At 74.3% G+C, this 26,836-nt stretch carries 18 protein-coding genes; 7 read left to right on the top strand and 11 right to left on the bottom strand.

Translation table 11 applies throughout. The annotated features are described in order from the left end of the window. Positions 1 to 23 precede the first annotated feature (23 nt). Positions 24 to 1,694 (top strand): phosphoenolpyruvate--protein phosphotransferase, encoded by a 1,671-nt coding sequence (ptsP, locus tag OG435_RS09525; protein WP_266876386.1) that lies wholly within the window; start codon positions 24 to 26, stop codon positions 1,692 to 1,694. An 89-nt stretch (positions 1,695 to 1,783) separates the two neighbouring features. On the opposite strand, the gene OG435_RS09530 is transcribed toward ptsP, so the two are convergent. Together OG435_RS09530 and OG435_RS09535 are read right to left on the bottom strand one after the other, a co-directional pair. Beyond that, positions 1,784 to 2,719 (bottom strand): hypothetical protein, encoded by a 936-nt coding sequence (locus tag OG435_RS09530; RefSeq protein WP_266876387.1) that lies wholly within the window; start codon positions 2,717 to 2,719, stop codon positions 1,784 to 1,786. A gap of 70 nt (positions 2,720 to 2,789) precedes the next feature. Next, positions 2,790 to 4,769, bottom strand: a complete 1,980-nt coding sequence (locus OG435_RS09535) for an acetoacetate--CoA ligase (RefSeq protein WP_266876388.1) — start codon at positions 4,767 to 4,769, stop codon at positions 2,790 to 2,792. 255 nt (positions 4,770 to 5,024) lie between these two features. Here OG435_RS09535 and OG435_RS09540 point away from each other — a divergent pair, with 255 nt between their 5' ends. Then, positions 5,025 to 7,634 (top strand): glycoside hydrolase family 31 protein, encoded by a 2,610-nt coding sequence (locus OG435_RS09540; RefSeq protein ID WP_266876389.1) that lies wholly within the window; start codon positions 5,025 to 5,027, stop codon positions 7,632 to 7,634. 118 nt (positions 7,635 to 7,752) lie between these two features. Here OG435_RS09540 and OG435_RS09545 read toward each other — a convergent pair whose 3' ends face one another. Further along, positions 7,753 to 9,600, bottom strand: a complete 1,848-nt coding sequence (locus OG435_RS09545; protein ID WP_266876390.1) for a M1 family aminopeptidase — start codon at positions 9,598 to 9,600, stop codon at positions 7,753 to 7,755. Between the two features lie 235 nt (positions 9,601 to 9,835). Then, positions 9,836 to 10,345: an NUDIX domain-containing protein gene (locus OG435_RS09550; protein WP_266876392.1), complete on the bottom strand. Its 510-nt coding sequence runs from the start codon at positions 10,343 to 10,345 to the stop codon at positions 9,836 to 9,838. 32 nt (positions 10,346 to 10,377) lie between these two features. On the opposite strand from OG435_RS09550, the gene OG435_RS09555 reads away from it, so the two are divergent. Genes OG435_RS09555 through OG435_RS09570 form a run of 4 tightly spaced genes read left to right on the top strand, consistent with a single transcriptional unit; the run spans position 10,378 to position 13,273 of the window. Further along, on the top strand, positions 10,378 to 11,181 hold the full coding sequence (locus OG435_RS09555) for a M15 family metallopeptidase (RefSeq protein ID WP_430625746.1): 804 nt from the start codon (positions 10,378 to 10,380) through the stop codon (positions 11,179 to 11,181). A gap of 13 nt (positions 11,182 to 11,194) precedes the next feature. Continuing rightward, the gene (locus tag OG435_RS09560) at positions 11,195 to 11,575 is read left to right on the top strand and encodes a DUF962 domain-containing protein (RefSeq protein WP_266876393.1); all 381 of its coding nucleotides are present in this window, start codon (positions 11,195 to 11,197) and stop codon (positions 11,573 to 11,575) included. Positions 11,576 to 11,618: 43 nt separating this feature from the next. Then, positions 11,619 to 12,086, top strand: coding sequence for a Zn-ribbon domain-containing OB-fold protein (locus OG435_RS09565; protein ID WP_266876394.1), 468 nt, complete (start codon positions 11,619 to 11,621; stop codon positions 12,084 to 12,086). Next, the gene (locus OG435_RS09570) at positions 12,083 to 13,273 is read left to right on the top strand and encodes a lipid-transfer protein (protein WP_266876395.1); all 1,191 of its coding nucleotides are present in this window, start codon (positions 12,083 to 12,085) and stop codon (positions 13,271 to 13,273) included. Before OG435_RS09565 ends, OG435_RS09570 begins: the two co-directional genes overlap by 4 nt. Positions 13,274 to 13,516: 243 nt before the next feature. On the opposite strand, the gene OG435_RS09575 is transcribed toward OG435_RS09570, so the two are convergent. Genes OG435_RS09575 through OG435_RS09590 form a run of 4 tightly spaced genes read right to left on the bottom strand, consistent with a single transcriptional unit; the run spans position 13,517 to position 18,065 of the window. After that, the gene (locus OG435_RS09575; RefSeq protein ID WP_266876396.1) at positions 13,517 to 14,140 is read right to left on the bottom strand and encodes a GTP-binding protein; all 624 of its coding nucleotides are present in this window, start codon (positions 14,138 to 14,140) and stop codon (positions 13,517 to 13,519) included. Further along, positions 14,121 to 14,573 carry a DUF742 domain-containing protein gene (locus tag OG435_RS09580; protein WP_266876397.1) on the bottom strand — a complete coding sequence of 151 codons (453 nt, stop codon included), beginning with the start codon at positions 14,571 to 14,573 and terminating at the stop codon, positions 14,121 to 14,123. Before OG435_RS09580 ends, OG435_RS09575 begins: the two co-directional genes overlap by 20 nt. A 10-nt stretch (positions 14,574 to 14,583) precedes the next feature. Then, complete coding sequence (locus OG435_RS09585; protein WP_243341589.1) at positions 14,584 to 15,021, bottom strand: roadblock/LC7 domain-containing protein; 438 nt, start codon at positions 15,019 to 15,021, stop codon at positions 14,584 to 14,586. After that, complete coding sequence (locus tag OG435_RS09590; protein WP_266876398.1) at positions 15,018 to 18,065, bottom strand: sensor histidine kinase; 3,048 nt, start codon at positions 18,063 to 18,065, stop codon at positions 15,018 to 15,020. Before OG435_RS09590 ends, OG435_RS09585 begins: the two co-directional genes overlap by 4 nt. A gap of 359 nt (positions 18,066 to 18,424) precedes the next feature. Between OG435_RS09590 and OG435_RS09595 the strand changes: the two genes are divergently transcribed. Next, positions 18,425 to 18,925: a hypothetical protein gene (locus tag OG435_RS09595; RefSeq protein ID WP_266876399.1), complete on the top strand. Its 501-nt coding sequence runs from the start codon at positions 18,425 to 18,427 to the stop codon at positions 18,923 to 18,925. A 102-nt stretch (positions 18,926 to 19,027) separates the two neighbouring features. Here the strand turns inward: OG435_RS09595 and OG435_RS09600 are convergent, their stop codons facing one another. The 3 genes from OG435_RS09600 to OG435_RS09610 all read right to left on the bottom strand — a co-directional run bounded on the left by OG435_RS09600 (position 19,028) and on the right by OG435_RS09610 (position 26,743). Continuing rightward, positions 19,028 to 23,749: a hypothetical protein gene (locus tag OG435_RS09600; RefSeq protein WP_266876400.1), complete on the bottom strand. Its 4,722-nt coding sequence runs from the start codon at positions 23,747 to 23,749 to the stop codon at positions 19,028 to 19,030. Positions 23,750 to 23,826: 77 nt separating this feature from the next. Beyond that, positions 23,827 to 24,759, bottom strand: coding sequence for a hypothetical protein (locus OG435_RS09605; protein WP_266876401.1), 933 nt, complete (start codon positions 24,757 to 24,759; stop codon positions 23,827 to 23,829). 478 nt (positions 24,760 to 25,237) lie between these two features. After that, positions 25,238 to 26,743 carry a hypothetical protein gene (locus OG435_RS09610; protein ID WP_266876402.1) on the bottom strand — a complete coding sequence of 502 codons (1,506 nt, stop codon included), beginning with the start codon at positions 26,741 to 26,743 and terminating at the stop codon, positions 25,238 to 25,240. Between the last annotated feature and the right edge of the window lie 93 nt (positions 26,744 to 26,836).

Consider the following 26,836-nt stretch of genomic DNA (forward strand, 5'->3'; position numbering starts at 1 on the left):
CCGCTCAATCGGAGACAGGTGAAATGGAGACAACGCTGCGAGGCGTCGGCGTGAGCCACGGTGTGGCGATCGGCGAGGTTCGGCACATGGGCACGGCGGTTCTCGAACCGCCGGCGAAGCAGATCACCGCGGACGAGGCGGAGCGCGAACAGGGGCGCGCCCGTCAGGCCGTGGAAGCTGTATCGGCCGACCTGATCGCCCGGGGCCAGTTGGCCGGTGGCGAGGCCCAGCACGTGCTCGAGGCCCAGGCGATGATCGCCACGGACCCCGAGCTCATGGCGGACGTCGACCGGCGGATCGCCGTCGGCAGCACCGCCGAGCGCGGTGTGTACGACGCGTTCGCCGCCTACCGTGACCTGCTCGCCGGTGCCGGTGAGTACATGGCCGGCCGCGTGGCCGACCTGGACGACGTGCGCAACCGCATCGTCGCGCGCCTGCTCGGTGTGCCGATGCCGGGTGTGCCCGACAGCGACGAGCCGTACGTACTGATCGCGCGGGACCTGGCTCCGGCCGACACCGCTCTGCTCGACCCGGCGCTCGTCCTCGGTTTCGTGACCGAGGAAGGCGGCCCGACCAGCCACAGCGCGATCCTCGCGCGGGCGCTGGGCGTACCGGCCATCGTGGCGCTGCCGGGTGCCGGTGAGATCGCCGAGGGTACGGTCATCGCCGTGGACGGCAGCACCGGCGACCTGTTCGTGGAGCCGAGCGCGGCGAAGCGGACCGAGCTGGAGGCCGCGGCCGCCGAGCGCAAGGCCGCTCTCTCCGCGTCTTCCGGTCCGGGCGCGACGTCCGACGGTCACAAGGTGCCGCTGCTCGCCAACATCGGCGGTCCGGCGGACGTGCCGGCCGCTGTCGACGCCGGGGCCGAGGGTGTGGGCCTGTTCCGCACCGAGTTCCTCTTCCTGGACGACAGCAAGCACGCGCCGACCGAGGAGAAGCAGGTCGAGTCGTACCGCAAGGTCCTCGAAGCCTTCCCCGAGGGTCGTGTCGTCGTACGCGTCCTGGATGCCGGCGCTGACAAGCCGCTGGACTTCCTGACCCCGGCCGATGAGCCGAACCCGGCTCTGGGTGTCCGTGGCCTGCGTTCGCTGCTCGACCACCCGGACGTGCTGCGTACCCAGCTCACCGCGCTGGCCAAGGCCTCCGAGGGGCTGCCGGTCTACCTCGAGGTCATGGCCCCGATGGTGGCCGACCGCATCGACGCCAAGGCGTTCGCGGACGCGTGCCGCGAGGCCGGTCTCAAGGCGAAGTTCGGTGCGATGGTGGAGATCCCCTCCGCCGCGCTGCGGGCGCGCTCGATCCTCCAGGAGGTCGAGTTCCTCTCGCTGGGCACCAACGACCTGGCGCAGTACGCCTTCGCAGCCGACCGTCAGGTCGGTGCCGTATCGCGGCTGCAGGACCCGTGGCAGCCCGCGCTACTCGACCTGATCGCCATGTCGGCCGAGGCCGCCAAGGCCGAGGGCAAGAGCTGCGGCGTCTGTGGCGAGGCCGCCTCCGACCCGCTGCTGGCCTGTGTGCTGACGGGTCTGGGTGTCACCTCCCTTTCGATGGGTGCCGCTTCGATTCCCTACGTGCGGGCGACGCTGGCCAAGTACTCCCTCGCGCAGTGCGAGCGTGCGGCTGCCGCCGCGCGCGCCGCGGACAGCGCCGAGGAGGCCCGGGTGGCAGCCCAGGCAGTGCTCTCCGGCGAGTAGTCGGACAGGAGAACCGCGCTCGAGGGGCCTTCGCCGGTGGCGGGGGCCCCTCGGCCGTTGCCGGGTGGGCGGGGTGGGGTGTGGCCGGCTCAGTGGTGCGGGCTCGGTGCGTCCACCTCGTAGCCGGGGCAGTACTCGACGCCGGGCTCGGGGCCCACGGGCTCCCCGGTGTCGGCGTCGGTGCAGTAGGCGTTGAAGACGGCCGCTGCCGAGAGGGGTACGAGGCGGCCGCGGTCCAGGCGCCAGCCGTGGACGCGGTCCCGGTCCCCCTCGGTGGTGGTGCGCAGGACCAGTCCCCCGGGTCCGCCGAGGGCCAGGCCCGCGGCGAGTACGGTCACGAAGTCCAGGCCGTCGCGGCCGTCCACCCGGGGCCGGCCGCGGGGGCCGTCGCCGGTGTCGACGTGCAGGACCGCCACGAGCTGTTCTTCCTGCGCCGGGACGCTGCACACCAGGTGGTGGTGGCCCGGGCCGGCCCCGTCCACCAGGCGTCGCAGCGCCTCGGCGGCGCGCTCCAGGGAGGCGGTCCCGATGTCCTCCCCGCAGTCGGCGCAGCGTCCCACTTCGGCCAGGAGCGAGCTCGCGTACTCCCAGGTGGCCTGGCGGACAGCCGCGTCCATGAGGAGCGGGACCAGTTCGTCGATGGGCTGGCCGGCATACGGGAGGCCGCCGGTGGCGCCGCCCAGCTCGGCGGTGAATCGGGTGCGGGACCCGGGGCTGTCCGGGTCCAGTCCGCGGTCCGCGCAGAAGTCGGCGTACTCCACCGGGTCGAAGAGGGCGACCGTGGTGTGGATGCCCTGGGCCGCGAGGGAGCGGAGCAGCCGGTCCACGTGGTCCAGGTAGTCGCGGTGGTCGTCGAAGGCGAAGCTGCGGTACCCGCGCATGGCCGCGAAGTCCCCGGCGTCGGCCAGGAGGCCGACGGTGCTGGGGACTTCGCGGCGCAGGGTGCGGCGCCTGCCGGAGCGGGCGGGGCGCGGTGGGGTGGTGCGGGTTCCAGTGGGCGTTCCGGTTTGGTTCGAGCGGCGCATGGTTCCCCCTGAGTGACGCGATCGCTTGCTCACTCAGAGTAATCATCGCCACTGACAGTGGCCGCTCGCGTCAGCCGCGGGTGCGGGCGAGCTCCTCGTAGAAGTGCAGGAGGTCCAGGTTGTCGACCGAGCCGGGGTTGACCGCCTTCGCCATGGGGGCGCCTTGGAGGAGGCGCTTGACCGGGACCTCGATGCGCTTGCCAGTGAGGGTGTGGGGGATGCCCGGGACCTCGATGATCTCGTCGGGGACGTGGCGCGGGGAGAGTTCCTCGCGGATCGTCGCCTTGATCCTGGTGCGGAGGGCGTCGTCGAGTACGGCGCCGGGCACGAGGTGGACGAAGAGCGGCATCCAGTACCCGCCGTTCGGCTCCTCCAGGCCGATGACCAGGGATTCCTTGATCTCGGGTAGGCGCTCGACGGCCTCGTAGATGTCCGCGGAGCCCATCCGGACGCCCTGGCGGTTCAGGGTGGAGTCGGAGCGGCCGTGGATGACGACGGAGCCGTGATCGGTGATCGTGATCCAGTCCCCGTGGCGCCAGACGCCGGGGAACATCTCGAAGTAGCTGTCGCGGTAGCGGCTGCCGTCCGGGTCGTTCCAGAAGCGGATCGGCATGGAGGGCATGGGGTTGGTGACGACGAGCTCGCCGACCTCGCCGGTGACGGGCTTGCCGGAGGGGTCCCAGGCCTGGAGGTCCGTGCCCAGGCAGGCGGCCTGGAGCTCGCCGATGTGGACCGGGAGCGTGGGGACGGCGCCCGCGAAGCAGCTGCAGACGTCGGTGCCGCCGCTGACGGAGGCGATCCAGAGGTCCTCCGCCACCTCGTCGTGGAGCCAGCGGAAGCCGTCGGGCGGCAGCGGGGATCCGGTGGTGGCCACGCACTTGACCGAGGAGAGGTCGAAGTCGCGGGAGGGGTGGACCTCCGCCTTGCGGCAGGCCATCACGTAGGCGGCGGAGGTTCCGTAGAGGGTGGCCTTCGTCCGCTCCGCGATGCGCCACTGGGCGCCGGTGTCGGGGAAGCCGGGGCTGCCGTCGTAGAGGACGACGGTGGTTCCGGTGAGCAGGCCGGAGACGAGGAAGTTCCACATCATCCAGCCGGTGGAGGTGTACCAGAAGAAGCGGTCCTCGGGGCCCAGGTCGCACTGCAGGCCGAGCTGCTTGAGGTGTTCGAGGAGGATGCCGCCCTGCGACTGGACGATGGCCTTGGGCAGGCCGGTGGTGCCGGAGGAGTAGAGGACCCAGAGCGGGTGGTCGAAGGGGACCGGTTCGAAGACCGGCTCCGTCTCGCCCGCGGTGAGCGCCGACCAGTCGAGGGCGCCCGCGGGCGCCGGGGTACCGAGGAGCGGGATGTGCACGACGGCGCGCAGCGAGGGTAGCTCGGCGCGCAGTTCGGCGACGGTGTCGCGGCGGTCGTGCTCCTTGCCGCCGTAGCGGTAGCCGTCGACGGTGAAGAGGACCACCGGCTCCACCTGCTGGAAGCGGTCCAGGACGCTGCGGGCGCCGAAATCGGGGGCGCAGGAGGTCCAGACGGCGCCGACGGCGGCGGTGGCGAGGAGCGCGGTGACGGCCTCGGGGATGTTGGGGAGGTAGCCGCTGACCCGGTCGCCGGGGCGCACGCCCAGGGCGCGCAGTTCGGCGGCGAGCGCGCCGACCTGGCGGCGGAGCTCGGCCCAGGTGACGGGGGTGGGCTCGTGGGTCTCGTCCACGTGCAGCAGCGCCGCGTCGGCGGCGCGGGCCGGGTCCTCGGCGGCGCGCAGGGCGTGCTCGGCGTAGTTGAGGGTGGCGCCCTCGAACCAGACCGCGCCGGGCATGGACCGGTCCGCGAGGACGGCCTCGTACGGGGTGGTGAAGCGGACGTCGAACCACTCGGCGACGGCCTGCCAGAAGGTGTCCAGCTCGTCGACGGACCAGCTGTGCAGGGCCGGGTAGCCGCCGTCCGCGGGGGCGCCGTGGTGTTCGGCGGCCCAGGCCTGGAAGGCGGTGATCCGGGCCGCGGCGATCCGGTCGGGGCCCGGGGACCAGAGGGGCTCGGAGGAGGTGGCTGCTGCGGTCATGCGTCGGCTCCCGGTCACGTCTGCGGTTCGCGCCTCGTGGGCGTGGCGTGGTCTGGCGTGTGGTGTGGCGTGTGGCGTGTGGACTTCGTACGGTGCCACCGCGCGCGGGGTGTGCGCACGGGGGCTCACTGGGACGATGCCATGTGATCGACATCCGCACCAGAGCCGTCATCGACGGTCGGCCGTGATCCTTTTGCGGGTGAACGGCAGTTGAACGGCGCCTTGTGGGGCGGGTCGCGGTGGCAGGGTGGCGCCATGGACGGTCGTGGGCTGGTACGTGCGGTGAAGGACCTCGGCGGCGAGCGGGGGCGGCGCGCTCTGCGCTCCGCGTGGCGCAACCGGCGCGCGGACGCCGCGGGGCTCGCACCCCGGGGCGCGGAGCGGGCTCGCGTGCCGGGTCTGCTGACCGGTACGGAGGCCCTGCCGGGCGGTGGGGTGCTCCGGTTCACCCGTTCGGAACTGCTGATCCGGGTCACCGTGGGCGGGGCGGTGTTCTGGGGCTGGGACGGTGCCGCGCCGACGCCCTCGTACGCGGTGGTGGGCAGCGGACCGGAGCCGGATCCGCGCGCCGAGCTGGAGCCGGACACCGACGGCGGCTGGCGGGTGGTGTCGGAGCGGGTGACGGTGGCGGTGTCCCGGCACGGGGCGGTGGAGGTGCGCACCCCCGGCGGGACGGTGCTGCGACGGGATCTGCCGCCGCGGTGGTGGGAGCCGGTCGGCTCCGCCGGGTCCGCGGGTCGTGCGGCCGGTGGGGACGGCGCCGACGGGGCGGGCGGGGCCGGCAGCAGCACGGGCGGAGTCGGCGGCCCTGGCGGAGTCGGGGCCGCCGGCGGAGTCGGGGCCGCAGGCGGCGTGGGAGCCCCGGGCGGCAGCGGGGCCGCAGGCGGAGTCGGAGCCCCGGGCGGCAGCGGGGCCGCGGGCGGCAGCGGAGCCCCGGGCGGCAGCGGAACGCCGGGCGGCAGCGGAACGCCGGGCGGCGGCGGGGCGCGGTGGCTGTTGCGGAGTGAGGTGGCGGCGGACGCGCGGGTGTTCGGGCTGGGTGGGCGGGCGGTGGGGCCGCGGTTGCGGGACGGGAGCTACCGGCTGTGGAACACCGATCCCAAAGGGGGGTTCGGGGGCGGCTCCGGCGAGGAACCCCTGTACATCACGATGCCGGTGCAGCTGGTGGTCGCGGACGCCGGCACGCACCTGGTGTTCCACGACAACTCCTGGGACGGGCGGGTGGCGTTGCGGGACGGCGAGGAGGGCGCGGGCTCGGGGGCGGACCGGCCGGGCTCCTGCGAACTGCGCATGGAGGGCGGCCCCTTGCGGTGCTGGGTGATCGTGGGGCCGCCCGGGCGCGTGCTGCAGGGCTGGTCCGGGCTGACGGGCGGGGCCGCAGTGCCGCCGGAATGGGCGCTCGGGTACCAGCACGCGCGGTGGGGGTTCGGGAGCGCTGCGGAGGTACGCCGGATCGTGGCGGGGTACGCCGAGCGGGGGCTGCCGCTGTCGGCCGTCCATCTGGACATCGACCACTACGACGGCCACCGGGTCTTCACCGTGGACCGCGAGCGGTTCCCCGATCTGCCCGGGCTGGCACGGGAGTTGACGGACGGCGGCGTTCGACTGGTCTCCATCGTCGACCCGGCGGTGAAGGCCGGCGACCCGCTGCACGCCGCAGGGCTGGCGGTCGGCGCGCACGGGGCCTTCGTACGGGACGCGGCGGGGCGGGAGGTCCGGGGCGAGGTGTGGCCGGGCGAGTGCGCCTACCCGGACTTCACCGACCCGGAGGTGCGGCGGTGGTGGGGCGGGCTGTACGGGGAGCGGCTCGCGCAGGGCTTTGCCGGGGTCTGGCACGACATGAACGAACCGGTCTCCTTCGCCCCGTTCGGGGACCGGACCCTCCCCCGCTCCGCGCGGCACGTGCTCGACGGGGCCGGCGGGGACCACCGGGAGGCGCACAACGTGTACGCCCTCGCGATGGCGCGCGCGGGCTGGGAAGGACTCGTACGGCTGCGCCCGGCCGAGCGGCCGTTCCTGTTCTCCCGGTCGGGGTGGGCGGGGATGCAGCGGTACGGGGGCACGTGGTCGGGTGACGTGGAGACCAGCTGGGACGGGCTGCGGGCCTCGCTGGCGCTGGTGCTGGGCCTCGGGCTGTGCGGGGTGCCGTACTCGGGGCCGGACATCGGCGGCTTCTGGGGCTCCCCCTCACCGGAGCTGTACCTGCGGTGGCTGCAACTGGGCTCCTACCTACCACTGTTCCGGACGCACTCGGCGATCTGGGCCGGCCGCAGGGAGCCCTGGGAGTTCGGGGAGGAGACCACCCGGGCCGCGCGGGCCGTCCTGGCGGAACGGGAGCGGCTGCGCCCGTACTTCGTGACGCTGGCCCACATGGCACGGCGGACCGGGGCGCCGTACGTACGGCCGCTGTGGTGGGGGGCTCCGGAGGACCGGGCGCTACGGGACTGCGAGGACGCCTTCCTGCTGGGTGACGCCCTGCTGGTGGCGCCGGTGCTGGAGTGCGGGTCGGACCGGCGGGCGGTGCGGCTGCCGCGCGGGCGCTGGTACGACACGGCGACGGGCCGGGCGTACGAGGGCCCGGGCCAGATCCTGCTGGACGCCCCGGCGGACCGGATCCCGGTGCTGGCACGGGCCGGCTCGCTGCTGCCGGTGCGGGCGGCCGACGGGTCGGTGACCCTGGAGGCGTGGGCTCCGGCGCGGGGCCGCACGGGCGGCGGGGTGGTGATCCGGGACCCGGGGCCGGGCTTCGAGCCGGGCGTGGTGGAACGGTACGTGGTGCGGTGGGCCGGGGACGCGGTGGCGGTGGAGGACGAGGCCGGGGAGCGGGTGGACGGGGTGGTGCTGCGGGGGCTCGAGGGCCCGTAGGCACTTAGACGGCGGGCCCTGGACGGTCCGGGGCGCAGCGGCGGTCGTCGCGGCCGGGAGGTGCCGGTCCGCCGGGGGCGGGCGCCCGGGGGCGCCGTCCCCGGCGGACCGGTCCGGGTCAGCCGTCGATGCGGTGCGTGGTCCAGAACGAGGTCAGGTCCGTGGCCGTGGCGGCCTGGGCGGCCGCCTTGAACTCGGCCGTGGTGGAGACTCCGTACCAGTGCGACGTCGCGTAGTCCTTCAGCAGCTTGGCCATGGCGGTGTCGCCGAGGACCCTGCGCAGGTCGTGCAGGGCGCACTTGCCGTAGCCGTAGATGACGGTGGAGTACCGGGAGGAGTGGGTGTCCCAGTAGGCCATGGAGTTGCTGATCTTCTCCGCCGACGAGGCCCACGAGACGCTGTTCCAGCAGCTCGCGCCGGTCTTGTTCTGCGCGAGGTCGGTGGCGTAGTCGGTGAACGCCTCGTCCAGCCACGGGTTGTTGTACTGGTCGTCGCCGACGATGCCGTACCACCACTGGTGGGCGATCTCATGGGTGAGCGCCGTGGTGCTGACCAGGTCGAGGACGAACCCGGGGTATTCCATGCCGCCGAACCAGAAGTTGTTGTCGATCACCGCGTCCAGCTCGCCGTACGGGTAGGCCCCGAACCGGGCGGAGTGGGCGTCCACGGCGGACTTGGCCGTGGTGAGCATCGACTGGGAGTCCGCCGCGCTGATGCCCGAGACGGAGTAGACGTTGACCGGGGTTCCGGCGGCCGAGGTGCCGGAGATCTTGGTGAACGGGCCGGCCGCCCAGGCGAAGTCGCGCACCTTGGAGGCGGTGGCGGTGGTCACCGTACGTCCGCTGGTGCCCGGGGTGTCCACCGATCCGCCCGTGGCCGGTACGAGCAGACTGCTCGGGTGGTCGAGGGCGACGCTGAAGTCGGAGGCCAGGGAGTAGAAGGACTCGCCGTTGTTCGTGTACGGGTCCAGGTGCCAGCCCGCTCCGTCCCGGACCGCGAGCACGGGCAGGGCGTTGCCGACGAAGGCGAAGGCCCCGTCGTGGCCGAAGCGGTCGGCGCCGCTGGGCAGGGTTATGCCGAGGTCGAAGCCGATCGTGGCGCTCTGGCCCTGGGTCAGCGGCGCCGGCAGGTCGATCTTGAGGGCGGTGCAGTTGACGGACAGGGCACCCGCCGTGCCGCCGGTGACGTTGCTGACCACGATGGGCATTGCGGCGCACGTCCCGTGGTAGTTGTCCCACAGCCGCAGGTACACCTCGCTGAGCGGGGTCGCCGAGGCGTTGGTGAAGGTGGCGCTCTCGTGGCCGGTCCAGACGGTGCCGGCGGCGTTGCTGCTCAGGCTGACCGTGTAGGCGGGGGCGGCCGGGGTGCGCGTGGAGTCCCCGGGCGGGGTGGTGCCGCCGGAGGTGTTCAGCGCGATGTCGTCGAGGACGAAGTTGGTCTTGAGGCTGGAGTCCTCCGTGCCGGTGAAGGCGAGGGTCACGGTCTGGCCGGCGAACGCGGACACGTCGAAGGTCTTCTGGACGTATCCGGTGTTCTTGTCGAGGTTCGAGTACGTCGCCAGCGTCGTCGCGCCGATCTTCGCCGTCAGCTTGTCGTACTTGGTCGACGTCGTCGTCTCGGCGGTGTCGACGTGCATCCAGAAGGTGAGGCTCGCACTGTCGCACCCGGAGGGGATCGTGACGCTCTGAGAGAGCGTGTCGGTGTGGGTGCTGCCGACGCCGTTCAGCCAGGCGAAGGAGGTACCGCCGTGGGCGCTCTGGCCGGTGCGGTTGGTGATCAGGCCGGTCTGCGACTGGGTCCAGGGTGACGTACCGCTTTCGAGGCCGCCGTTGGCGACGACTTGGGCGGGGGTGCAGGCGGCGGGCGCGGCTGCCGCCGAGGTGGCGGTGGCGGGCAGGGCGGCTGCCAGCAGCGCGGCGATGGCGAACGCACTCGCCGCGAGGGCCTTGTGGGGGGTGGCTCTCACGCGAAACTCCTTTGAGGCGGCCGGGGTTGCGGCCTGCTCGGTGACTGCCCGGCCGGTCCGGGTGCGCCGGAGGGCAGCCGCGGGGGTGACGGCTGCGGGGAAGCCTCGCGGATTTGACCGGAGCATGCCATCAAAGGCAGGTAAAGGGTTCGTTCTCCGAACGGTGAGGTCCTGTGGCCGGTACGGCCGAGCGGCAGCGGCCCGTTGGGGGGCAGCGGAACCGGCCCGCTTGCGGTCAGCGGTAGCGGCCCTCGAACCAGGCCCCGGCCACCGTCGTGTGCAGCGGGAACGCCAGCGGCTCCGGACCGCGCAGGACGTGCCAGCCCGTCGTTTCGTCCGTCGGCGCGGACAGGGGAAGGGACGCGGCCGGGCGGACGGGCAGGAGACCGAAGACGAGCAGATGGCCGGCCGGGGAGCTGAGGGTGTCGGCGAGGGCGACCTCGGAGGCCGGGGCGTCGATGCCGGTCTCCTCGCGCAGTTCGCGGACGACCGACTCGCGCCAGTCCTCGCCGAAGTCCATGAACCCGCCCGGCAGGGCGACGGCGCCGAGGGCGGGCTCGATGGTGCGGGTGATGACCACGAGGCCGGTGCCGAGCTCGTCCTCCACGGGGAGCAGGGCGACGGCGACCGGGAGCGGGTTGCGGTAGGCGACCGCGCCGCACGAGGGGCAGGTACGGGGCCATTCGGCCGAATCGAACAGGGCTCCACAGGCGGAGCAGTGCGAGTCCTTCAGGTGCGCCGGCATGCGGCGATGGTATGCCAAGGGACATGCGGATGATGGTCGTTGCGGGACGGTTCGGTGCGCTTGTGCTGCTGGCGGCGGTCGCGCCGGGGGCGGTGGCCGCGTCCGGGGCGGCGGCCGCGGGAGCCGCGTCCGGGATGGCGGCCGCGCCGGGGGCGGGAGCCGGAGGCGCGCCGGCGGTCGCACCCCCGGGCTCCGCCGCGGAACGGGCCGCGCCGGGCGGCGGGTTCACGGCCCTGGCCGAGGTGGATGCGAGCATCGGGCAGGAGATGCGGTACGCCACCCCGCGCAATTTCACCGGGGCGGTCGTGGACGGCTACGACGAGCCCGTCTGCCTGCTCGCCCGGCCCGCCGCCGAGGCGCTGCGGCGGGCGCAGCGCGAGGTGCTGCGGCGCGGGTACTCGCTGCTGGTGTACGACTGCTACCGGCCGCAGCGTGCCGTCGACCGGTTCGTGCGGTGGGCCCGGGACGGGGCCGATCAGTCGACCAAGGCGGAGTTCTATCCGGGGGTGGCGAAGGACCGGCTGATTCCGGAGGGGTACATCGCCGAGAGGTCCGGGCACAGCCGCGGCAGCACCGTCGACGTGACCCTGACGGAGTTCGGCCGGGGGCCCCTCGACATGGGGACGCCGTTCGACTACTTCGATCCGCTCGCGCACACCGACAGCCCGCGGGTGACGGGTGCGGCCCGCGAGCACCGGGATCTCCTCAGGCGCGTGCTCGGCCGGCAGGGGTTCGCGAACCTGCCCCAGGAGTGGTGGCATTTCACGTACGCACCGGAGGCGTTCCCGGACTCGTATTTCGATTTTCCGGTCTCTGTCGCCTCCGTTCACCGCTGAGTACCGTGCCCGCATGACATTCAGTTCGTACGAGGAGTTCTGGCCCTACTACGTCGCCATGCACTCCCGCGCCGCCACCCGCTGGATCCATCTCACCGGCACCCTCACCGGCCTCGCGCTCACCGCCTACGGGCTGGCCCGCGGCCGGAAGCGCTATGCCGCCGCGCTCCCCCTGATCGGGTACGGAACCGCGTGGCCGGCGCATTTCCTGATCGAGCGGAACAACCCCGCCAGCTTCGGCCATCCGGGGTGGTCGCTGCGCGGGGACGCGCAGATGATCCGGATGATGCTGGCCGGGCGGGACGCGGAGCTGGGCGAGATCGCCCGGAAGTGGCTCGCCGAGAACTCCTGCGAGGAGTGCGGCACCGGGGGTGCGTTCCCGAGCGTTCCCTGACAGACTTCTGACGGTTCGTCAGATGTCGGTTTCGGGAGGGGTCTTGGAACGCACACGCACACCCGTGGTCAGCGGGTGGTTCACCGGGGACGGCGCGGACGGCGGGTTCCGCCTGCTCGGCACCCGGTGCTCCGCCTGCGCCGCCGTGTTCTTCCCGCGCGAGGACGCGTACTGCCGCAATCCGCACTGCCCGGGCGGCGGCGAGCTCGACGAGACCCCGCTGTCCCCGCGCGGCCGGGTCTGGTCCTACACGGACGGGCGGTACCGGCCGCCCGCGCCGTACGTGTCCGACCCGGAGGTGCCCTGGACTCCGTACACCCTGGTCGCGGTGGAGCTGGAGGCCGAGGGGATGGTCGTGCTCGGGCAGACGGTGCCCGGGGTGGGCGTCGGCGATCTGGCGGTCGGGATGGAGGTCGAGGTGGTCGGCGGCGTGCTGAACGTGGACTCCGACGGACCGGACGGCACCGCCTGGACCACCTGGCAGTTCCGGCCCGTGGAGGTGGAGCGGTGAGCACCGACATCGCCGTCCTCGGGGCCGGCATGCACCCGTGGGGCAAATGGGGCCGCAGCTTCGTCGAGTACGGACGGGCCGCCGCGCGGGCCGCGCTCGCCGACGCCGGGCTGGACTGGACCGACGTGCAGTCCATCGTGGGGGCCGACACCGTCCGGTCGGGCTACCCCGGCTACGTGGCCGGAGCCACCTTCGCGCAGGCGCTGGGCTGGCAGGGCGCCCGTGTGACCAGCGTGTACGCGGCCTGCGCGTCCGGCGCCCAGGCCATCGGCGCGGCCCGGGCGCAGATCCTGGCCGGGCTCGCCGACGTGGTGCTGGTGGTCGGGGCGGACGCCGCCCCGAAGGGGTTCTTCGCGCCCGCCGGCGGGGACCGGCCTGACGACCCGGACTGGCTGCGCTTCCGGATCCTGGGGGCCACGAACCCGGCGTACTTCGCGCTGTACGCCCGGCGCCGCATGGCCCTGTACGGGGACACCGGCGAGGACTTCGCGCAGGTCAAGGTGAAGAACGCGGCGGCCGGTCTGCTGAACCCGAACGCCCGCTACCGCAAGGCCGTCACGGCCGAGGAGGTGGCCGCCTCGGCGATCGTGGCCGATCCGCTGCGGCTGCTCGACATCTGCGCCACCTCCGACGGGGGCGCGGCGCTCGTGCTGAGCAGCATGGACTTCGCCCGCTCGCGGGGGGCCGCGGACCCGGTGCGGATCCGGGCCGTGTCCACGGTGACGCCCACGTATCCCCGTACCGTCCTGGACCTGCCGGACATCGCCACCGACTCGGTGACGGCCGGGGTGGCGGGGTCCGGCTCCTTCCGGGCCTCGATCGCGCGGGCCGCGTACGAGGAGGCGGGGCTCGGGCCGGACGACCTCTCGCTCGCCGAGGTCTACGACCTGTCGACCGCGCTGGAACTGGAGTGGTACGAGGACATCGGCCTGTGCGGCGAGGGCGAGGGGGCCAAGCTCGTACGCGAGGGCGCGACCGCGCTCGGCGGGCGGATCCCCGTCAACACCAGTGGTGGACTGGCGTCGTTCGGGGAGGCGGTGCCCGCGCAGGCCATCGCCCAGGTGTGCGAGCTGACCTGGCAGCTGCGGGGCACGGCCGGAGAGCGGCAGGTGGCGGGGGCGCGGGCCGGAATCACCGCGAACCAAGGGCTGTTCGGGCACGGATCGGCGGTCGTCGCGGTGCGCTGAGCGGTACCCGCGGCCGCCGTTCTGCTCCGGGTGGGCCGCTGAACAGCGGCTGCTGTCCGAACGCTTGACGGCCCCCAGCGGCGGGTTCACACTCTCCCCACGGTCCCGCGCCGCGACCGGGACTCCCGGATCCCCCCATGAGAGCTGCGGCCCGTACCCCAGTCGGCGGGGGTACGGGCCGCCTCCATGTCACGGCCCGGCCGGAACGGCCCGCGTTCTCGGGCACCGTCCCAGGGCGCCGCCCTAGGGCGCCGTCAGTTTCTGGCGGCGGGCTCTGGCCAGGGTCATCGCGTGCTCCACGACCCCGACGAGGACGTCCTTCACCGATTCCCGGTCCCGTGCGTCGCACAGCAACACCGGTACCTCGGGAGTGAGGTCCAGGGCCGCCCGTACGGCCACCACCGGGTACTGCTCGGCTCCCTCGAAGCAGTTCACGGCGACCACGAAGGGGATCTCGCGGCGCTCGAAGTAGTCGACGGCGGCGAAGCAGTCGGAGAGCCGCCGGGTGTCCGCGAGGACGACGGCGCCGAGCGAGCCCTGGGCCAGCTCGTCCCACAGGAACCAGAAGCGGTCCTGTCCGGGGGTGCCGAACAGGTACAGCACCAAGTCCTCGCGCAGCGTGATGCGCCCGAAGTCCATGGCCACCGTGGTGGTGCTCTTGCCCTCCACTCCCCGGGTGTCGTCGACGACGCGGCCCGGCTCGGAGAGGAGTTCCTCCGTCCGGAGCGGTCTGATCTCGCTCACCGCACTGACCAGGGTGGTCTTGCCCACCCCGAAACCGCCCGCGACCAGGATTTTCAGGGTCAGCGGCTCGACCGGCGTCACGGCATGCATGGCGCCGGTGCGGCTAGAGCGCCCGAAGGCCATCGATCACCTCACGCAGAATGGATTCGTCGGGCAGTTCGGCCGGGGGGACCGGCCGGGTCACGTGCACCAGTTCGTCGTCGACGAGGTCGCCGATCAGGACGCGTACGACCCCGACCGCGAGGTCGAGTTCGGCCGCGATCTCCGCGACGGACTGCGGGCGGAGCAGGCAGAGCCCGAGGATGTCGGCGTGTTCCGGGGACAGGGTCGTGTCCCAGACCGGGTCGTCGGCCGCGGATTCCGCGACCACCAGCGCGATCAGGTCGAGGCGGTGCTGTCCGGCGTGGCTGGTCCGGCCGCGGGTCATCGCGTACGGACGCACCACCGGACCGGCGTCGTCGTCGAACCACTGGCCGGCCGCCGCCTCGAACCCGGAAGCGGCGTCGCCGGCGGTGCCGGGGACGTGGACGGGGTACTCCTGGCCTGGATCGCTCATGCCTTCCGACTCACCCTCCGGCGGGCAGCCCGGTGCGCGGGGCGGTCGCCAGGTGGTCACCGACCCGCTTGACCATGAGGGTCATCTCGTACGCGACCTGGCCGACGTCGGAGTCGGCGTCGGCGAGCACCGCCAGACAGCTGCCGTCGCCGGCCGCCATGACGAAGAGGAACGCCTCGTCCAGCTCCACCACGGTCTGGCGGACGCGGCCGGAGTCGAAGTGGCGGCCCACGCCCTTGGCGAGGCTGTGGAAACCGGAGGCCACGGCGGCCAGGTGCTCGCTGTCCTCCCGGGTGAGGTCCTTGGAACTGCCGGTGGGCAGGCCGTCCCCGGAGAGGACCACGGCCTTGCGGATGCTGGCGACCCGGTCGACCAGCTCGTCGAGGAGCCAGTTGAGGGGGCCGGAGCCACGGCCCCTGGTGTCGTTGCCGGACTGCGGTGCGGTCATGGACCGTCCCCTTCGCTCTCGCATCCGGGACCGGTGGCGGCAGGGGTGCCGGCCTCGGTCACGGACTGGTGTGGTGCGTGTGGCTGCGCGTGCTGCGTCTGGTCGGCGGCCGGCCCGGTCTGCCCGGTCCGTTCCGCCTGCTGTCGGGCTTGGTGGTCGCGGCCCGCGGTCCAGCCGCGCTGGAGCGAGGACATGCGCCGGCGCACCTCCTCGGCGTCACGGTCGGCCACCTGGTCGGCGGCGGCCTCGGCGGATGCCCGGGCCGGGCCGTCCTTGAGCTGGGGCGCCAGGCTGGCCTGGCGGATCCGGCGGGGCAGGGTCGCTCCGGGGGGCGCCGCGACGGGGTGCGCCGGGCCGGTCGGTCCCGGACCCGCCTGGGCGTCCGGGACGGCCGAGACCGGGCGGGGCTCCACGCGGCGGCCGTGCTCGGCCACCAGGGTCGGGGCCGGGCGGCGGCGCGGGAGCGGGACGGCTCCGGGCGAACGGGCGCCGTCGGGGCGGGCGGATTCCGCTCGCGCCGGTTCCAGGCGGACCGGGCCGGTGGGGGGCAGGGGCTCCCGCTCGCGGTGGTCGCGGTCGCGGCGGTCACGGCTGCGGTCGCGGAAACCCTCCCGGGTGGAGTCGCGGTCACCGAGCCGGGCACCGGACCGCTCGGCGGGGGCGTCGGTGGAGCGGTCGCCCTTCCAGAGGCCCGTACGGTCGCCGGAGCCGTCGGCGGTCCGCTCGCCCATGCGGTCCGCGCCGCGGTCGCCCTTGCGGGGGCCACCGCGGTCGGTGTGCTTGTCGGTGTGGGGCCGGCCGGCCGGGCGCAGTCCGAGCAGGGAGTTGCGCGAGATGCCGTTCGGCGGGGTCTCGTCGTCCAGGGTGGCCATGGCGGGCCTCCCCTTGGCTCCGGAGAACCCGGTGAGCCCGATCGCCCCGGTGGAGCCCGCGATGCCCGTGGGGACGTCCTCCGGGGCCGGGACGGGCTCGTCCAGCCCCAGCATGCCGATCGGGGCCTCCAGCTCGACGGGGCCGCGCAGTTCGGCGCCGACGGGGAGCCGGCGGTCGCCGCCGCCCCGCTCGGCGACGGCCTTCGGACGGGCGGAGCCGACCGGGCCGCCGGCCGCCCTGCCACCGGCGAGCCGGATGCCGGTGCCGTTGGTGTCGGGAGCCTCCGTCAGCAGGGCCACGGGGAGGAAGACCACCGCGGTGGTGCCTCCGTAGGGGCTGATCTGGAGGCGGACCTTGACCTCGTGCCGGTGCGCGAGGCGGCTGACCACGAACAGGCCGAGCCGGTCGGTGTCGGAGAGTTCGAACTCGGAGGTCTCGGTGAGCCGGAGGTTCGCGTCGAAGAGCGCCTCGGGGGTCATGCCGAGGCCGCGGTCGTGGATCTCCAGGGTGAAGCCGTTGGCCACGCGCTCGCCGAGGACCTGGACCCCCGTGTGCGGCGGGGAGAACACGGTGGCGTTCTCCAGGAGTTCGGCGATGAGGTGGGTGACGTCGGCGACGGCCGGGCCGGCGATGCCCAGGCGCGGCAGCCGGCGCACCTCGATGCGCTCGTAGTCCTCCACCTCGGCGACGGCGGCCCGTACGACGTCCATCAGCTGGACGGGCTTGCGCCACTGGCGGGAGGGCGCGGCGCCGGAGAGGATCACCAGGCCCTCGGCGTGGCGGCGCATGCGGGTGGTCATGTGGTCGAGGCGGAAGAGGTCGGCGAGTTCCTCGGTGTCCTCGGTGCGCCGCTCCATGGTGTCGAGCAGGGTGAGCTGGCGGTGCAGCAGCACCTGGTTGCGGCGGGCCAGGTTGACGAACACCTCGGACACCCCGCGGCGCAGCTCGGCCTGCTTGACGGCGGCCTCGATGGCCGCGCGCTGGAGGGAGTTGAGGGCCTGACCGACCTGGCCGACCTCGTCCTTCTCGTACTCCAGGCGGGGGGCCTCGGTCTCCACGTCCACGTGCTCGCCCGCGGCCAGGCGGCGCATCACGCCGGGGAGGCGGATGCCGGAGACCTCGTGGGCCTCCTTGCGGAGCCGGGACAGGTCGCGGATCAGGTCGCGGCCGATGCGTACGGACAGGACGAGGGAGACGACGAGGGCGATGAACCCGAGCACCCCGGCGAGGGCGGCCTGGACCAGGACGTCCATGGCGACGGGCTCGACGCGCTTCTGGTAGCGGTCGCCCGCGGCGGTGCCCATGGCGGCGAGGTCCTCGAGCACCTTGCCGGCGGCGTGGTCCCACTGGGCGGCGGTCACGTTGCGCGGGCTGTGGGTCGGCCCCTGGACGAGGAATCGTTCCTCTGCCTCGCGCAGGGAGCGGCTCTCCGGATTGTTCCAGTACTGCTCGAACTGCTCCCGGTCGGCTGCCGGGAGGATCGCGAGGTTGAACTCGTAGAGCAGCTTGCGGTTGGCCACGAAGTCGGAGACGCGCCGGATGTCCGCCTGGCTCACGTTGCGGGCGGCGAGGGCCCCCGCGACGAGGGCGTCCTCGCGCGAGAGCGTCTCGCGGGCGCGGGTGACGCCGACGAGGGCGCGGCCCTGCTTGTCCATCTCCACGTCCTGGAGCGCGTGGAGGTTCATCAGGAAGTCGTAGCAGGGGTCCACGAGCCGGTTGTAGAGCTCCAGCGCCTGGTTGGTGTCGACGGAGCCCCCGTCCACCGCGCCGCGCAGGGCTCCGATGCCGTGGAAGGCTTCGAGGATGGAGGTCAGGTGCTGGGCGGTGGCCGGGGTGAGTTCGTCGAGGACCTCGGGGTCCCGGGCGTCGGCGGAGATCCTCTCGACCGCCTCGTCGGTGGCCGCGCGGGTCTTGGACAGCTCGGTGGTGGCGTTGGAGGCGCGCGGGTCGCCGATGACCACGAGGGTCTGGCGGCGCTCCTTCTGGATGACGCGGACGACGTCCTCGACGGGGTAGCCGACCTTGTCGATGACGTAGGCGACACCGAGCAGTTGGACGGCCTGGCGGCCGGTGATCACCGTTGCGAAACCCCAGAGGGCGGTCAGGGAGACGAGCGGCACAAGGAGCAACGCCACGATCTTCCGGCGGATGGACTTCCCGCGAAAGCGCATGGCCTCCCCAGCCTCCCCAGCTCAACCCCGTTACCGGGGGTTGGTGTTCCGTCATTTAAACGGCGTGAGCCTACTACTGCCACGGGGAACCTTCGAAGGCCTGTCCGGACGTTTTCGGCCTGCCCCCTGGGCGAAGATCACGAGTTGTCCGATAGATCCGGGGAAGTGCGGCCCGATATGCGGCAGATGACACTCTGTGGGGCCTCGGTTCCCGTAGCGGAATGGATGGCTGGAATTCTTCGTTCCGCGACACTTCGGGGTGTCCGGCGCGTCCGGGATCCGGGAATCTCTCGGCCCCTTTGTGCGTCTACCTGTTCGGGGCGGGCATGAGCGGCTGCGGAGAGGGGAGGGACCCGACCATGGCGAAGAGGTACGAGGAGAGCGGTGCCGACGGTGCCGACGGTGCCGGCCTCGCCGGCGGAGACGGCGCGGGGCCCGGGGGGGCGCGCGGGCGGGCCTTGTGGGTGGACCAGCCGACCGGGCGGCGGCGCATGCCGGACCCGGTGCGGAGATCCGCCGTGCGGGCGGTGCTGATCGTCGCCGTGACGCTGACGGCGGCCACGATCGCGTTCTTCCTGACGGTCACCGGCTCCTGGCTGGCCCTTCCGCTGTCGCTGGGCGCGATAGCAGGGACGGTCGTGGCCACGTGGGGCGTGCTCGACGTGCTGATCACCCGGCAGGCGTGGAACCAGCGCCACGGAGTCCTCTCGGAGCCCAGCAGTACGGCGCGGAGCCGGCGGCGCGAGCGCCGCAGGGCGCGCCGGGAGGCCCGCTCGGCACCTCCGCTGCCGCCCCGCATACCGGTACGGGGCGAGGCGACGGGCATCTGGCCGCCGCCTACGGGCACCGGACGGGGCTGAGGCGCCCGCGGGGCCGCGCCGGTGCCCTGCTGCGGCTCGGCGGCGACGCGTCGGAAAGGAACGGCCCGGCGGGGCCGAGCCGTGCGCGCGGCGGCGGAGAGGTCAGCTCCGGCGGTACATCCGGGTCGCCGTGATCTCGCCGTGGATCGTCTCCCCGTCCGTGAACTGCTGGGGCAGGCCCGGGCGCAGGTGTTCCTCGACGCTGATGTATTTGAGCCCCGCGCGCAGGTCGGCGTCGTTGCGCAGCCGGATGACCAGCGGGAACTCGGCGAGCGCCGTGGTGTCGAACAGGCCCGTGGTGTACAGCAGCTGGACGCCGAGCGCGTCCGAGACGGCCCGCTGGAGTTCCAGCAGGTACGTGGCGTTCGCGCGCCCGATCGGGTTGTCGAGGAAGAGCGTCCCCGCGTGCCGGTGCTTGTCGCGGCCCCGGTCGTTGCTGCGCAGCGCCGCCATCGTGCAGTACAGCGCGATCGCGGCGGTGAGCAGCTGGCCGCCCGAGAACACGTCACCCATCTGGCCCACCGGGACCCGCTCGGCGCGGAGCACCGCGTCGGGCTTGAGGATCTCCACCGCGATGCCCTTGGGTTCCAGCGCCGCCGAGACCCCGTGCAGCAGCAGCGACATGCCGTCGCGGCGGCCCTCGCCGAAGGAGGCGGTGCTGTTCTTCTTCACCGCGGTGCGGGTCGCCTCGTCGATGACCTCGCCGAGCCGCTCGGTGAGGGTGGCCTGGTCGGGCTCCTCGAAGCGGATGCGCAGGAACTCCTGGCCCGACCACTCCCCCAGGCCCTCGGGGAGCTGGGAGAGCCGCTGGGCGGAGCGCAGGGTGGCCAGGGCCGATTCCACGAGGCCGCGCAGCCGGTCCACGATGCTGTCCCGGTTGCGCTCCAGCTGCGCCAGCTCGTCGGTGAGGACGCGCAGCCGGGGGGCGAAGGCGACGGCCCAGGCCGCCGCGTGCTCGGGCAGGGCGGAGGCGGGCAGTTCGCGGATCTGCTGGCGCGCGGGGGTGCGCACCTGCTCGTAGCGGTTGGCGTTGGCGTGCCGGACCAGGATGTCGCTCGCCTCGCGGACGGCGGCCTCGGCGGCCGACAGGTCGGCGGCGCAGCCCCGTAGCGAACGGCGGGCCTCGGTGGCCGACTGGCGGGCCTCCTCCAGGCTGCCGGGGTGGGCCACCGGCTCCTGCTCGTCCTCCGGGTGGGTGTGGTCCCGCAGGAGGTCCCGGAGCATGGCCGCGGTCTCGTCGAAGCCGCCCGCGCCCTCCTCAGCGGTGCGGTGGGCGCGCAGCAGGTCAGCGTGGGCCGCGCGGGCGGACTCCACGGCGGCGGTGTGGGCGCCGAGTTGCGCTGTGGCGGTGCGGAGCATGGCCTGGGCCGCCTCGACGTCCTCGGGGATCAGCTCCTCGGGCAGCTCGGTGTGGGCCTCGCCCTCGGTGGGGGCGTGCCGTTCGGCCTCGCCGCGGAGCCGGCCGAGCTGCTCGCTCGCGGTGGAGGCGCGGGTCTCCAGCATCTGTACGAGGGCCTCGGCGCGGGCCGCCGCGGCCTGCCGGGAGGGGCCGTCGGCTCCGTCGGTGCCTTCGAGGAGCTGGGCGGCGCGGGTACGGACCTTGTTGGTGAGGCGGTCCAGTTCGGCGAGGGCCACGCTCTCGTCGCTCTCGGCGCGGGCCTGCTCGGAGCGCAGGTCGGCGCCGACACCGACCTTCTCGTAGAGCTGGGAGGCGGCGCGGTAGGCCTCGCGCAGCGCCGGGAGCGGCGCCTTGGCCGTTCCGTCGCCCTCGGGCAGCGGGTCGGGGGCGCCGGCGATCTCGGCGCGCTCGGCGCGCAGGGCGCGGGCGGTGCGGCGGGCGTCGTCGGCGGCGCGCTGGGCGGCGCGGCGGTCCTCGTCGGCGGCCCGGGCCCGGTCGAGGCAGACCTCGGCGCGGGCCTCGGACTCGGCGGCGTCGTCGGCGAGTTCGCGCAGCTTGGTCTGCCAGCCGGCGCGCTCGCGGAGCCGGTAGGCGAGGCCGGCGAGGGCGTCGGCGACGCGGCGGGCGCGCTGGGCGGTGTCCTGGCGTTCGTCGCGGACCCGGGCGGCGTCGGTGGCGGCCTCCTCGGCCTCGGCGCGTACCGTACGGGCCTCCGCGAGCTCGGCGTCGGTCTCCTCGGCGAAGCCGCGGGCGGCGGCGGCCTGCTCCGCGAGCTCGGCGAGGCGGCCGGGCGGGCAGCCGGTGCGCCAGGAGCGGAGGCGGGCGGCGAGCTCGCGGTCGCCGGACAGGCGGGCGGCGAGCTCGCGGATCTCGGTGTCGCGGGCGGTGGCGCGGGCGCGCAGCGCCTGGCGCTCCTCGTCGGCGGCGTGCTCGTCGTGCATGGCCGGGTTCGGCGGCACGATGAAGATGCCCGAGCCCGAGGCGTCGCCCGCCGGGGGGACCGGCGCCAGCAGGGCCGCGGCGGTGCCGACGGCGACGGTGGAGCGGGGCAGCAGCGCGGCGCCGGAAAGGACCTCGCGGGCCCGGGAGTGGGTGTCGGGGTCGGTGATGACCACGCCGTCGACGAGTTCGGGGCGGGCGGCGAGGACCGCGGCGTGGTCGGCCGGGTCCACGGACTGGGCGAGGTAGCGCCAGCCCGGGAGCGCCGGGATGCCGTGCTCGCCGAGGAACTCCACGGTGGCCAGGACGTCGGGGCCGGGCGGCAGCAGGCCGCCGTCGCCGAGGGCGCCGAGGATGCGGGAGTCGTCGGCGGCGGCGGTGCGCAGGTCGAAGAGCTGGCGTTCGGCGGCGGTGACTCCGTCGGTGAGCAGGGTGCGCAGGTCGTCGGCGCCCCGGTCCAGGTCCGCGACGGTGAGCCAGCCGCCGGCCCCGGTGTGTACGGACTCCCGCGGGGCGGGGGCGCCGCCGGACCCGGGGGCGCCGGGGCCGGAGCCGTGGCCCTGGCCGGGGCCGAGGGGGCCGGAGGTCGGGGCGGTACCGGCGGGAGCGCCGGACCCGGCTCCGGAGCCGGGGTGCGGGGCCGACGGGGCGCCCAGCAGGGCCGCCAGGCGCGGGGCACCCGCGAGGGCTTCGGCCGCCCGGTACTCGGCGTCGTGAGCGGCCTCGGCCGCGTCGGCGGCGTCCGCCGCGCGGGCGGCGGTGAGTTCCGCGCGGGATTCCGCGGCGGCGGCCTCGCGGGCGGCCCCGGCGGCTTCGCGGGCCGCCTCCCGGGACTCGTCCCAGGCGGCCACGGCCGTCTTCTCCGCGTCGGCGGCGGCCAGGGCGGCGCGCGCCGGGTCGGCGTCGGGGGCGGAGTCGTCGAGCCAGCCGGCCCGTACGGCCTCGGCGGTCTCCTGCTGGACCTCCGCGAGGCGGGCGCGCAGGTGGTCGGCCTCGCTGCGGGCCCGCTGGGCGGCCGTGGCGGCGGCGGTGGCGGCGCGGTGGGAGGCCTCGCCGGTCTCCTGGAGGACGGCGGAACGCTCCTCCTCCTCGTTGGCGGCCCGCTCCCCCTGTTCGGCGGCGGCGTGCAGGGCCCGTACGAGCTCGGTGGCGGCGGTGGCCCGGGCGGCGAGCGCCGGGGCGGCGTCCCGCTCGGCCTCCAGGATCGCGGCGGCGACGCGGGCGGAGCGGTCGGCGGCGGAGCGGTGGCGCAGGACGTGCTCGGCGGCCTGCCAGGCGGAGTGCAGGGTGCGGGCTTCGAGGAGTTCGCGGCGCTGCGCGGCGGCGGCCTTGTCGGCGACGGTCAGGGCGAGCGAGGCGTGCCGGTAGGCGAGTTCGGCCGAGACGGCGGCGCTGCGGGCGCGCGCGGACTCGGCGGCGGTGACCTGGTGGGCGGCGCCGGTGACGCGCTGCGCGAGGTCGGCGGCGCGGCCGCGCTCCTCGCCGGCGCGGGCGGACAGGCGCCGGGCGAGGGTGCGCGTACGGCGTTCGGCGCCGGCGTGGACGTCGCGCAGCCGGGAACGGGCGGCGGCGGCTTCGACGATCTTCGTGAGCAGGTCCACCGAGCCCGCGGTGAACTCCCGTTCGGCCATCAGCTCGGCGCGGCGGCCGAGCTTGTTGCCGAAGCCGTGGACGAGGTCGGCCAGGCCGTCCGTGTCCCGGGTGTCGGTGACGGCGCGCAGCAGGAGGTCGGTGAAGTCGGAGTCCTTCTTGACCGCGAAGAGGCCGGCGGCCTCACCCTCGTCGGCGTTCATCTCGCGCTGATAGCGGAAGAGTTCGGGGTCGAGGCCGACCTCGGTGAGGTGCTCGTTCCAGCGGTCGTGGATCTCCTCGAAGTACACCTCGAGGTGCGGGTACGCCTTGCCGGCTTCGGTCAGGGCGTCGCGGAACCCCTTCATGGTGCGGCGCCGCCCCTGGGCGCCGGACACGCCTTCCACGGGCGGGCGCACCGAAGTGGCCTCGGCCACCGGGAGGTTGTCCAGGCTGAGGCCCGGGCCGGGGCGGAAGGAGTACCAGGCCTCGGCGAACTTGCGCGGGTCGTTGGAGACTTGCCGGCCGCGCCATTCGCTGACCTTGCCGACGACCACGCACTCGCCGGTCTGGGTGTGCTGCCATTCCAGCGCGACGTGCCCGCAGTCGTCTGCCAGCAGGAACTTGCGCAGGACGCCGGAGCTGGCGCCGCCCAGGGTGTTGCGGTGTCCGGGCAGCATGACCGAGAAGATCAGCTTGAGCAGGACGGACTTGCCGCCGCCGTTCTCCAGGAAGAGCACGCCGGCGGGCGCGGGGCGGCGCGGCGGGCCGGTGGGCTCGTCCTCGAAGAACTCCGCCTGGGTGGGCGCCGGATGGGGCACCGGCTCGCCGACTCCGCGCAGGTCGAGCACGGTGTCGGCGTAGCGCGCGCCGGCGGGCCCGATGGAGTAGAGGCGGATCCGGGACAGCTCGTACATGGCGGCGGACTCTCGTGGTCTTTCGTAGGTCCTACGGGGACGGGTGGCGGGCGGCCGGATGGCCGGGCGGGGTCGGCTCAGGGGTGGAAGGGCAGGCCCGCGTCGGCGGCGAGTTCGAGGTCGTCGCCCTCGGGCGGCGGCAGCAGGCTGGCGGAGCCGTCGCTGACGGGGACGACGCCCAGCTCGAGGAGCTCGGCCATGGCCGCGCTGCCCGCCATGTCGCGGACCTGGAGCTGGTAGCGGGGGGTGGTGCGGTACGTGCCTCCGGCGTCGTCCCCGGTGCGCTGGAGGAAGCCGGAGTCGGTGAGGAAGGCGGCGGCCTTGCCGACGATGCCGGTGGTGGAACCGGCCAGCCGGCGGGCGTCCTTGGTGGCGCCGGTCGCGCTGCGGCGGGCGTAGACCCGCCAGGCGGCCTCCAGGCCGGGGGCGTCGGAGGCCGGGTCGGTGTTCTCGCCGAGTTCCTCGGCGCGCTCCTCCAGGCGGCGGCAGGTCTGCCGGACGAAGGCGTCGACGCCGTTGACGGTGATCCGGCCGATGTAGCCGTCGTCGGCGAGGTCCTCGGGGCGGGGGAAGGCCAGGGCCGCCACGGCGAGGTGGGCGAGGCCGTGCAGGAAGCGGTCCGCGGAGTCGGCGGTGGTGCGGCGGGCGTAGTCGCCCATGCGGACGGCGAAGACGGAGTCCTCACCGGCGGCCACGGCCATGCCGGCGCGGGAGGACACCTCCAGGACGACGAGGCCGAGACCGGTGGCGACGGCGTCGGCGAGCCGGGCGAAGGCGGGGTCCTCGCGGTAGCGGCGCAGCAGCTCGGCGTACTCGGCGTCGCGGGCGGGCAGCAGCTTGGGCTGGAGCCCGAACGCGACGAGCCGGGCCGCGTCCGCGGCGTCCGCCGGGGTGACGGTTCCCTGCGGGGCCGGGGCCGGCGCCTGTACGTGTGCCTGCACCGGAGCCGGGGCTTCGTGCGCGTCGGGCTCGCTCCACGCGGGGTGCTGCTCGGCGTGGTGGTCGCTCACGGGTGGGTCTCCTCGGTGGTACGGGTGTTCGTGCGGGTGTTCCGGGCACGGGCAGCGTCCGGACCGGCAGCGCGCGGGCCAGCGTGCACCGAGCCGCCTCCGGCGTGCGCCGAGCGGGCTTCGGCAGGCCCGGCAGGCCCGGCAGGCCCGGCAGTAAGGAGTCTTCCCCCAGCCCGCCCCTTTCCGAAAGCGGGGGCGAGCCCCCACACCCCCGGGTGGGGCCGCTTCACCAGGGGCTCCGCCCCGGTGACTGGGGTCGTCGCCCCTGTCGGGGACAGGACGCCGCCCGGGCATCGGACGATGTTCGTGGCCGGGGCCCCGTCGGGTCCGGGGCGACAGGCCTCAAGGGTGCCGACGACGACCGCGGCCGCGCGGGCAACGCCCCGGCCCCGACCGACCGGAACCGTACGGCCGGCCTCGCCGCGGCGGGCAGCTTCGCGGGGGTCCGGTTCACTGCCCGGCCAGGGCCAAGGCGGGGTCATGCCGCCTCCGTGCGGTCCGCCGTCATGGCCGCCGCGTCCAGGAGGGCGGTGCCGACGATGAGGTCCGCGCCGCCGAATTCGGGGTCGTTCAGCTCCGTGCCGTCGTCCACCGCGAAGAGGAGGCGCTCCTCGCCCTGGCGGTACGCCGTGCCCACCGCCGGGCTCGCCGCGTGGACGGCCAGCAGGGCGACCAGGTAGGGCAGGTCGGGGTCGGAGCGGCGGGCCTCAGCCAGGAGGCCGGACAGGCGGCGCGGGGCGTCGTGCGGGAGTTCGAGGAGTGCCATCGCGGCGGCGAGCTGCTCCTCGCTGAAGCGGCTGTCGTCCGGGGTGGCGATCAGGTCCGGCTCCGGCATTTCCAGACCCAGGTGCTCACGCTCCACCGGCGGGGTCAGGAGGATCTCCACCAGGTCCGCGACGCGGACCGAGACGGGGGTGCGCAGGCCCGCGCCCGAGGCGAAGAAGGCGTCCGTGACCCGGATGGCCGACGTGACCGGAAGCGGCAGCATCGGGGCTACGAGCTGCCCGTACAGGTCGATCCCGGAGCGCGGCGCGGGAGCCGCGAAGGCCTGGCGGTCCTGTTCGGCGCGGAAGAGCGGGCCCGCGTCCAGCAGCCGGGACTGGAGCTGGGTGTGGCGGCGGATGCAGTCCTTGACGATGTCGACGAGCTCGGCGGCGCGCCGCTTGTTGTCCGGCTCTTCCGCCTCGTCGCGGGCCTTGCGGATGTTGGTCAGGATCGCGTTCTCGTGGCGGTAGCGGTCGGCCACGTGGTCCAGGGCCTCCGCGATCATGTCGGGGACGGTCACCAGCCAGTCCACCGCCCGGACGTTGCGCCGGGTCGCGTCCAACGTGCGGCGCAGGGTCTCGGCGTACTGGACAGTGCGGTAGCGGGCCTGTTCGGCGGCGAGTTGGGCGTCGGCGAGCCGGCCCCGGCTGATCAGGACCTCCAGCTTGACCTCGGCGGCGATCTGCGCGCTGGTGACGTCCGTGTCGAGGGCGCCGACCAGGACGTTGACGGCCTCGTCGGTCGTGCGCAGGTACACCGCGCCGCCGTAGCCCGGGACTTCCTCGATCAGCTTGAAGTCGTAGTCGCGGCGGACGTACACCCCGTCCGGGCCGAACGTGCCGTAGATCGCACGGAATCCGCGGTCGACGCTGCCGACGTTGATCAGGTTCTCCAGCACCCAGCGGGCCACCCGCTCGTGCTCGGCCGCGGGGCGTGCCGGTGCCTGGGCGGCGACGCGCGGCAGCAGGCGAGCGACTATCTGCTCGTGGTCGGCGCCGGTGTCGAAGTCCATGTTGAGCGTGACCAGGTCGATCGCGGCGAGCGCCACCTCCGCCATCGCGTAGACCCCGTACTCGCCGGCCAGATTGGCCTTGCGCACGTCGAGGTCGTGGAGCGGGGCGGTGCAGGCGAGCGCGCGCAGCCGCCGGGCCAGGCCCTCGTCGGCGGCCGGGCCCGGCGCCGGGGAGGGAAGGGTCTTCGCCGGGGCAGGGAGAGTCACGGGCAAAGACTAGGCGCTGACCCTGACAACATCCCAAACGGGATGGTTCGCCCGATCCTCCCGCCGTCGGCGAGGGCGCGGCCCGCGCCCTGT

This window comes from Streptomyces sp. NBC_01264, assembly GCF_026340675.1.
Taxonomy (GTDB): Bacteria; Actinomycetota; Actinomycetes; order Streptomycetales; family Streptomycetaceae; genus Streptomyces.